This window comes from Pseudanabaena biceps PCC 7429 (assembly GCF_000332215.1).
Lineage (GTDB): Bacteria > Cyanobacteriota > Cyanobacteriia > Pseudanabaenales > Pseudanabaenaceae > Pseudanabaena > Pseudanabaena biceps.
This window is the reverse complement of record NZ_ALWB01000052.1, coordinates 20,031-27,602: the sequence shown is the minus strand read 5'-3', so window position 1 is coordinate 27,602 and position 7,572 is coordinate 20,031. Positions and strand designations below refer to the sequence as shown.

At 43.5% G+C, this 7,572-nt stretch carries 7 protein-coding genes; 1 reads left to right on the top strand and 6 read right to left on the bottom strand.

What is annotated here, in order from left to right:
* Positions 1-122: 122 nt before the first annotated feature.
* From PSE7429_RS27745 to PSE7429_RS08045, 4 genes are all read right to left on the bottom strand, one after another.
* The gene (locus PSE7429_RS27745; protein ID WP_009626634.1) at positions 123-326 is read right to left on the bottom strand and encodes a HEPN domain-containing protein; all 204 of its coding nucleotides are present in this window, start codon (positions 324-326) and stop codon (positions 123-125) included.
* Between the two features lie 9 nt (positions 327-335).
* Positions 336-509 carry a HEPN domain-containing protein gene (locus PSE7429_RS27920; protein ID WP_009626633.1) on the bottom strand — a complete coding sequence of 58 codons (174 nt, stop codon included), beginning with the start codon at positions 507-509 and terminating at the stop codon, positions 336-338.
* Positions 506-841, bottom strand: coding sequence for a nucleotidyltransferase domain-containing protein (locus PSE7429_RS08055; protein WP_009626632.1), 336 nt, complete (start codon positions 839-841; stop codon positions 506-508). The genes PSE7429_RS27920 and PSE7429_RS08055 overlap by 4 nt, the downstream gene beginning before the upstream one ends.
* A gap of 350 nt (positions 842-1,191) precedes the next feature.
* On the bottom strand, positions 1,192-3,276 hold the full coding sequence (locus PSE7429_RS08045; RefSeq protein WP_009626631.1) for a M3 family metallopeptidase: 2,085 nt from the start codon (positions 3,274-3,276) through the stop codon (positions 1,192-1,194).
* Between the two features lie 444 nt (positions 3,277-3,720).
* Between PSE7429_RS08045 and PSE7429_RS08040 the strand changes: the two genes are divergently transcribed.
* A complete protein-coding gene (locus tag PSE7429_RS08040) occupies positions 3,721-4,209 on the top strand; it encodes a hypothetical protein (protein ID WP_040687750.1) in 489 nt (162 codons plus the stop codon).
* Between the two features lie 70 nt (positions 4,210-4,279).
* Here the strand turns inward: PSE7429_RS08040 and PSE7429_RS08035 are convergent, their stop codons facing one another.
* Together PSE7429_RS08035 and recQ are read right to left on the bottom strand one after the other, a co-directional pair.
* Positions 4,280-5,122 carry a M28 family peptidase gene (locus PSE7429_RS08035; RefSeq protein ID WP_009626629.1) on the bottom strand — a complete coding sequence of 281 codons (843 nt, stop codon included), beginning with the start codon at positions 5,120-5,122 and terminating at the stop codon, positions 4,280-4,282.
* A gap of 78 nt (positions 5,123-5,200) precedes the next feature.
* Complete coding sequence (recQ, locus tag PSE7429_RS08030) at positions 5,201-7,429, bottom strand: DNA helicase RecQ (protein ID WP_040687758.1); 2,229 nt, start codon at positions 7,427-7,429, stop codon at positions 5,201-5,203.
* Between the last annotated feature and the right edge of the window lie 143 nt (positions 7,430-7,572).

Here is a 7,572-nt window from a genome sequence, read left to right as displayed (position 1 = left end):
GTCAACAAAGACATCCTTAATTCCTAATCCTAAATATTCTCCTTTTCATTCTCTTGGATTTGCCCAGTTCTCCATTCTCTGGGTTACTTTTTCCTGCTCTTTTTCTGATTAGCTTAATCAACTTAGTCTAAACTCCAGATTTTAATTTCAGAAATAAAAGTTTGAGCGTTAGCGATCGCATTTTTCGCCATTTCCTCATCTTCAGTCATATCAGATTCATAATCACAAGCTTGTCTAGCATCGTAAGCTTCCCTCAGTAAGTCTGCAATACTTGGATTTATTTTCCCTGTTTTCACACCTGTTTTCACAAAATGTAGACTAAGCATCTTGAGAACTCATTTGTGGGTAGAAGTATCCAATCCTTCAGAGAGAAGTAAATATTGAGTCATATAAAACATTGCATAATAAGCACGTGATATAGCAGAACGATAACGTCCACAATTGCAGAGCAATTGAGCAGTTTCCAGATCGTCATTGGACAGAATCAAGAACTTTGCTAATTCATTCATATCTCAATACCTTCACGCTTAACCACTCTCAGAAAAGAAATTCCACCTTCTAAAAACCGAGATTTTGATATTGGGATAATTGAGACTAATTCATCATATTCCCTCAAGAAGTACCAAAAAAGACTAGACATTCTTGATCGCTCCTCAACTGCGTTAACAGGATCTACCAAAACTACCATCACATCAATATCTGATTCAGAAGTAGCCTCGCCTCTTGCATGAGAACCAAAAAGAATCATCGAAAACAATCTGTCTCCATAGAGTTCTACCAGACCAGACTTTAGCTCGTTCAACAAAACAAATAATTGCTTGTTCTTAATAGTTGTAATCATAGATTTAAGGCTAAAGCAAGCATTATCAACACTATTCTAATCTAGGATCACTAACATGAAGAGTCGATCGCTGTTTGATGTGGGAAATAAGCGATCGGGGTTGGGGTGATGAAGGGTGATCGCTTCAAAAATCCTACTCTAATTCGTTTCGTCAGGTTGTTGCAGCAATTATCGATCAAACGAACCACAAAGAAATTCTTGAAAGCGTTGCAAAGCAACGCTTTCAAGAATTTCTTTGGTTTGGGTTTGAGCGCAATGCGCTGTAAGTGGCTAAGTATAGAAGAGAGTAACGACCACTACGCGGGCGTTACTCTCTCTGGTTTTGGGTTTTAATTATGCTTAACTGCTTACTAAACCTTTGCTAAGCCACTATGGCGAAGTAAGGGTGCAGTGCTAGGCTCGCGTCCTCGGAAGGTTTTGAAGACTTCCATTGGATGTTTGCTACCGCCAAGGGCAAGCACAGTATCACGATAGAGTCTGCCAGTTGAAGCGATCGCTTCTTCATTTTCGAGCCCCGCTTCCTCAAAGGCGGCAAAGGCATCGGCGCTGAGGACTTCCGCCCACTTGTAGCTGTAATAACCTGCGGCATAGCCTCCAGCAAAAATATGACCGAAGGAACAGAGGAAGTTATCTTCAGGTAATGGTGGGATGACCATCGTCTTTTCAGCAAGGCGCGATCGCAATTGGAGCGGAGTTTCGCCGCCGCCGATTTGATAGCGGTGATGGAGTTCGATATCGACAAGGCTAAAATGCAACTGACGCAACATTTCCGAACCACTCATGTAGTTTTTGGAATCAATGAGCTTTTGGAAATAGCTTTCAGGTAGGGTTTCGCCTGTTTCGTAGTGCTTTGCCATGCCAAACAAGGTGGCGCGATCGTAGCACCAGTTTTCCATGAACTGGCTGGGCAATTCCACCGCATCCCATTCCACATTGTTAATACCCGAAGCGCCCGCATAGTCTACCTTAGTTAACATATGCTGCAAGCCATGTCCGAACTCATGGAAGAGGGTTTCCACTTCGCCAAAGGTCATCAAGCTGGGCTTATCATCAACAGGTGGCGACTGATTGCAAATCAGGTAAGCTACGGGTAATCGGGTAATCGGCGTACCCTCTTCAACCACCTTGGCGCGTCCGATACAGTCATTCATCCATGCCCCACCACGCTTTTCAGCGGGACGGCTGTAGGGATCGAGATAGAAATAGGCGATCGCCTCATGGCTCTCGTTTTGAATCTCAAAAAAGCGAACACTTTCATGCCAAATGGGAGCTTTACCATCCGCAGAAACTACAGTTACGCCAAACAGACGCTTCACGAGGGCAAAGAGTCCTTCTAAAACCTGTGGTAATGGAAAGTAAGGACGCAATTCCTCAACGGTGAAGTTAAACTTGGTTTCACGCTGACGTTCTGCCCAATAGGATGTATCCCAATGCTTGAGTTCTTCCGTTTCACCCTGAGATTTTGCAAATTCCTTGAGTTCTGCAAATTCCTCAACCGCAGCATTGTAGCTAGACTGGCGCAATTCTTCGAGTAATTTTTCTACAGCCTCGACATTGGGAGCCATCTTGCGCGCAAGGCTCAATTCAGCATAGGTGCTGTAGCCGAGCAAATTTGCCTTTTGTTGGCGCAATTCGAGAATGCGATCGATTAATGGAGAGTTATCAAATTCACCACTGGCAGCACGACTGACGAAAGCGCGATAGAGCTTTTCCCGCAGATCGCGACGACGACTATGCTGCATAAAAGGAACGTAGCTAGGATAGTCAAGGGTAATACACCAAGAACCATTCTCAGGTGTGGCTCTGTCATCGCCATCCAAACGTGCTGCCTGTGCTGCTTGGGCTAGCAGGCTGGGAGGCAAGCCTTCGATTTCTTCAGGCAAGGTCAAGGTCATGCTAAATGCTTTGGTGGCATCCAGTACGTGATTGGAGAAGTTGGTAGAGAGTTCAGCAAGTTCCATTTGAATTTTGTTGAACTTTTCTTTGGCTTCACCTTCTAAACCAACGCCCGATAGCTCCGCATCACGAATGGCTGCGTCCACGATACGTTTTTGGGCTGGTTCGAGACTATCCCAATCCGAAGAACCATATATTGCTTTATAGGCTTTATAAACTGGTTGGCTTTGGCTAAACCGATTGAAGAATTCGATTACCCTAGGCTGGACGACTTTATGAGCTTCGCGCAATTCCGCATTATTTTTGACACTGAGCAAATGCTCGATCGCACCCCAAGCCCAGCCGATCCGCTCCGTGAGTCGTTCCAGTGGCTCGACTAAGCCCAACCATGTGGGCTGGACATTGGCTTCAAGATCGGTCAATCCCTTGCTAGTTTCTTCGAGCAATTGGGTAATGGCAGGAATGACATGTTCAGGTTTGATATCTGGAAATGGCGGCAGTCCTTTGCCAATTAAAAGAGGATTAGAAACTTCACTCATAAATTTTCTTTCAAGTAATCTTTAAGATTTGTAAATGACTATATTAATTATATAAGTAGCTAGGCAGAATTAAAACCCAAAACCAGAGAGCATACCTCCCGCGTAGCGGGCGGTATGCTCTTCTAGGTTTTAAGTTTACTTATGCCTAGCTACTTATCAAGGAAGAATTTGCGCTTGCAGGTTGCAGTTGTAAACGCATTAGCATGACCAAAGCACATTTTTTGAGGATTATTATCGATTCCTATGAATAATACTGGCTAGAATGACTATGTTCCTAAACTAACAATATTTGCATAAAATTCATTTTACATGGATGAATTTCTAGTTCAACTCCAAACCACGTTTCCAAATCCGTGGTTCAACTACAGCGTGATCCTAATTCTGTATATTTCTATTTCGCTTTCTTTTTCCTATATCAGGTCGTGGTTTATCATTAACGGTAAGATGCCTCAAGCGGTCGTAGATTTTCCAATTTATGAGACTACTCCAGAAGAATTTGCTTCTTTAAAACAAAAGTTTGAAGAATTTCTTCAATCTGGATTAGAAAACGGAAGGAGCGAGCTAATCTTAACGGTCGAACAACTTAACTGTATTATTTGCCGTGGAATTACCCAAGTCAAGGTAGGCGGTGGAACGCGTCCGGGTCCTATCTATTATGAAATTGATAATCAACAGCTAATTGAGAGATCATTATCGTATCCAAATTTGGGTTGCGGAGGCTATCAAATTAGCACAAGGATTATCGAGTTTGCAGGGAATATGTGTTGCATCGAATCATTGTCAAGTGATAGTAGTTTTCCAAGTATTTCCCTCGTAGGTCAATTTACACCTTTTGCGATTCTATGTAATGTCAACAGCAAGGAAATAGAGCAGTTTTCTAAAAAAATTACGCTTGTTGAAATTGTAGACAATAAAATTGTGATGAGAATTTGATGACTTGTGGAAGTTATCAAAATGCGGAATCCGTCTTGATATTGAATTGCCTCATCAAGACATTTCAATATCAAGACAGATTCGTAATACCCGCAATTAGCCCTTGACATACTTTGGTAAGAAATTCTAAATCGAGGGTTTCTAAGCGATCGCTACTTTGGTGATAGTGAGGATTTCGCATAAACGCTGTATCCGTGACCATAAGAGCATTATAGCCAGCATCCCAAAAGGGAGCATGATCGCTAAGGCGCGTTGAGGGGATTGCCAAACCTCGCCAGCCAGCAGGTAGCCATTCACAGGGCACGCTCGGCTTAAGATAGTGATGAAAATGAATGAGATCGGGAATCGTGGAGATATTCCCAATCAATCCAATAAAGTCCCCTGTATTGGGATATAGCTTCTCTAAACCTGCGGGATATTGCTGGGAGTTAGGAGTGCGATCGCAATAGCCCAACATTTCCAAGGAAATCATCAAACGTAGCTTTTGCTTCTCATCCTTGAGCTTTTGGGCATAGGCATCACTTCCCAACAAGCCATACTCTTCCATATCAAAAGCAACTAGTCGAATCGGATATTTGACAGGATTAGCGAATAAGTATTCGGCAAATTCTAAAAGTACCGCCACGCCAGAACCGTTATCATCTGCACCTACACATCCTGCAACGGAGTCATAATGTGCGCCAATAATTATTGGCGATCGCTGTTTGCCATCCTTAGCCGCAATTTCTAAAATCAAGTTTTGATGCTTATTCCCATTTACATCGAACTCATGGGTAATCACTTCACCGAACTTAGCCAAATGCGATCGGATATATTCACGGACAAATAAATGCCCAGCCGACGCATAGTAGGGATTGCGCTCGATGACAATTTTTTCGAGGTGTTGAACTAATCGCTCTTGCAGGTTTTCCATTACTTATAGTGAATGTGCCATCAGTAAACAATTATAGGGATTTTCATTTTGCCGCAGGCAAAATGAAAATCCCTATAACTATAAGGGTTCTTTCTCATTTTGCCAGAGGGCGCGAACGATCTTGATTTCATCGTAGGTATATTCTTCACGCAGATGATCGAAGAGATTGCGGAGAGAGTCACCACCGATCGCTTCTAGAGCTTCGTAAATTACATTCTGGCGTTCAGGAGTGACAAGGCGATCGCAATTAATCGCATAACCCGCCTCAATTAGTTGCACCAGATGTGTCCAGACTGTCGCAGGTTTTAATCCGCGATCGCGAGCAATCTCGTCGATATCTAGACCATTCTCATACATTGCCAAGGTTTCGCGCTGCGTACTTGCCTTCGATAGCTTCGATTTAGGCGTGACGGCTTCTTGCTTACCCCTAGCAGTTATTGATTCTTCAGGTTCCGCAGGTGGATATTGGAGATGATGTTCGAGAATAATCGCAATAAAATTATCGGCATATTGCTCTAATTTTTTTGCGCCAACGCCCGATAATTTCGCAAATTCTTTGCGGCTTGTGGGTTGCTGTTCTGCCATTTGATTGAGGGTGGCATTGCTAAAAATCACATAGGGCGGCACTTCCTGCTCATCCGCCAGATTTTTGCGGAGTAGACGCAATCTCTCAAAGAGAATTTCCACATCAACAGGTCTTTCGCGCGCGCCTTCGCGTTCTGTAACCGTTGCTGGTTCCATATCGCGTTCTATGGGTAATAGCACATTACGCTGACTACGCATCACTTCCCAACTGCGATCATTGAGTTTGAGAATGGCATAACCATCGGTAGTTTGAGTTAAGTAGCCTTGATGAATTAGCGATCGCGAAAGTTGTCGCCATTCATCCAGACTGCGATCTTTACCAATGCCATGAGTAGAGAGATTTTCATGCCCATGCTGCAAAATCTTTTTATTCAGAGAACCTCGTAAAATATCAATGATCTGCCCTGCCCCAAATCGCTCTTTTACCCTTGCGACACAGGATAAGAATTTTTGTGACTCTACCGTCCAATCTTCCATTGGTTTAGGTGTAAGGCAGTTATCGCAATTGGCACAATCACCTGAAAAATGTTCGCCAAAATAGCGTAAAAGAATTGTACGACGACAGGCTAAACCTTCGGCATAGTCAACGACTTGGCGCAGTTGCTGTTGGGCAATTCTTTGTTCTGCTTCCAATGGCTCATTGGTATGCGGATCGACCTTCTGAGCAATGAGATACTTGATCGTTTCTAAATCCTGATAGCCCAAAAACAGGGTGCAGTGCGAGTCTTCTCCATCACGTCCCGCTCTGCCCGATTCTTGATAATAACCTTCAATATTTTTGGGTAGATCATAATGAATCACAAACCGCACATCGGGCTTGTTGATACCCATACCGAAAGCGATCGTGGCAACCATCACCTGTACGTCATCGCGAATCCATCGCGTCTGATTTTCTTCCCGCTCCTTTGCACTCAAACCCGCATGGTAGGGAATGGCGGCAATGCCATCCTCTCGCAATCTCTCCGCAATTTCATTGACACGCTTACGGCTTAGGCAATAGACAATTCCTGAGCCTTGCATTCTCTTAATTTGCTGCAAGAGATTAACATAGGATTGTTCAGTTCCTTGCTTGGGAACGACTTCATAATAGAGATTATCACGATTGAAACTGGCAACATGGACATAGGGCTGTTGCAAATCCAATTGTTGAATGATATCTTCCCTAACCCGCTCGGTCGCCGTAGCGGTCAAGCCAATTACGGGCACATCGGGATAGAATTGGCGCAGACGACTGAGTTGGCGATATTCAGGACGAAAATCATGACCCCATTCTGATACGCAATGGGCTTCATCGATCGCAAATCCTGCGATGCCAATTTTGTTTTTAACAATATTCAGAAATTCGATAAACTGCTCAGCAAATAAACGTTCGGGCGCAACATAGATTAATTTAATCGCTCCATTTAAAATTGCTTGCGATCGCTGATTGGTTTCTCTTCCCGATAAAGTACTGTTTAAAAAAGTTGCCCCGATGCCATTCTCTTTGAGTGCTGTAACTTGATCCTGCATTAAGGCGATCAAAGGCGATACGACAATGGTTACGCCAGTTTTGAGCAAAGCGGGCAATTGAAAGCAAATGGATTTCCCTCCGCCTGTGGGCATAATCGCTAAAGTGTCACGTCCCGCAAGATGAGCATCGATGATCTCGCGCTGACCAGCCCGAAATGACTCATAACCAAAATACTGCTTCAGCGCTTGTTGTAAAGAATCACTGTTTGACATAACTGTTTTTTCTTGTTCCTCTTTTGGGGGAGAGAGGTGGATTGGGGTGAGGAAAATATTGCTAGAAGTAAGTATTAGCATTGTTTAATGCTAACAATCTTTACTTTTAGTAAATAGCCGAGCACAATTAAAAACCAGAGCCA

Bases quoted from the DNA above. Each gene is read 5' to 3' on its own strand.
- PSE7429_RS27745 (WP_009626634.1), bottom strand. From the start codon at position 326: ATGCTTAGTCTACATTTTGTGAAAACAGGTGTGAAAACAGGGAAAATA.
- PSE7429_RS27920 (WP_009626633.1), bottom strand. From the start codon at position 509: ATGAATGAATTAGCAAAGTTCTTGATTCTGTCCAATGACGATCTGGAA.
- PSE7429_RS08055 (WP_009626632.1), bottom strand. From the start codon at position 841: ATGATTACAACTATTAAGAACAAGCAATTATTTGTTTTGTTGAACGAG.
- PSE7429_RS08045 (WP_009626631.1), bottom strand. From the start codon at position 3,276: ATGAGTGAAGTTTCTAATCCTCTTTTAATTGGCAAAGGACTGCCGCCA.
- PSE7429_RS08040 (WP_040687750.1), top strand. From the start codon at position 3,721: ATGCCTCAAGCGGTCGTAGATTTTCCAATTTATGAGACTACTCCAGAA.
- PSE7429_RS08035 (WP_009626629.1), bottom strand. From the start codon at position 5,122: ATGGAAAACCTGCAAGAGCGATTAGTTCAACACCTCGAAAAAATTGTC.
- recQ (WP_040687758.1), bottom strand. From the start codon at position 7,429: ATGTCAAACAGTGATTCTTTACAACAAGCGCTGAAGCAGTATTTTGGT.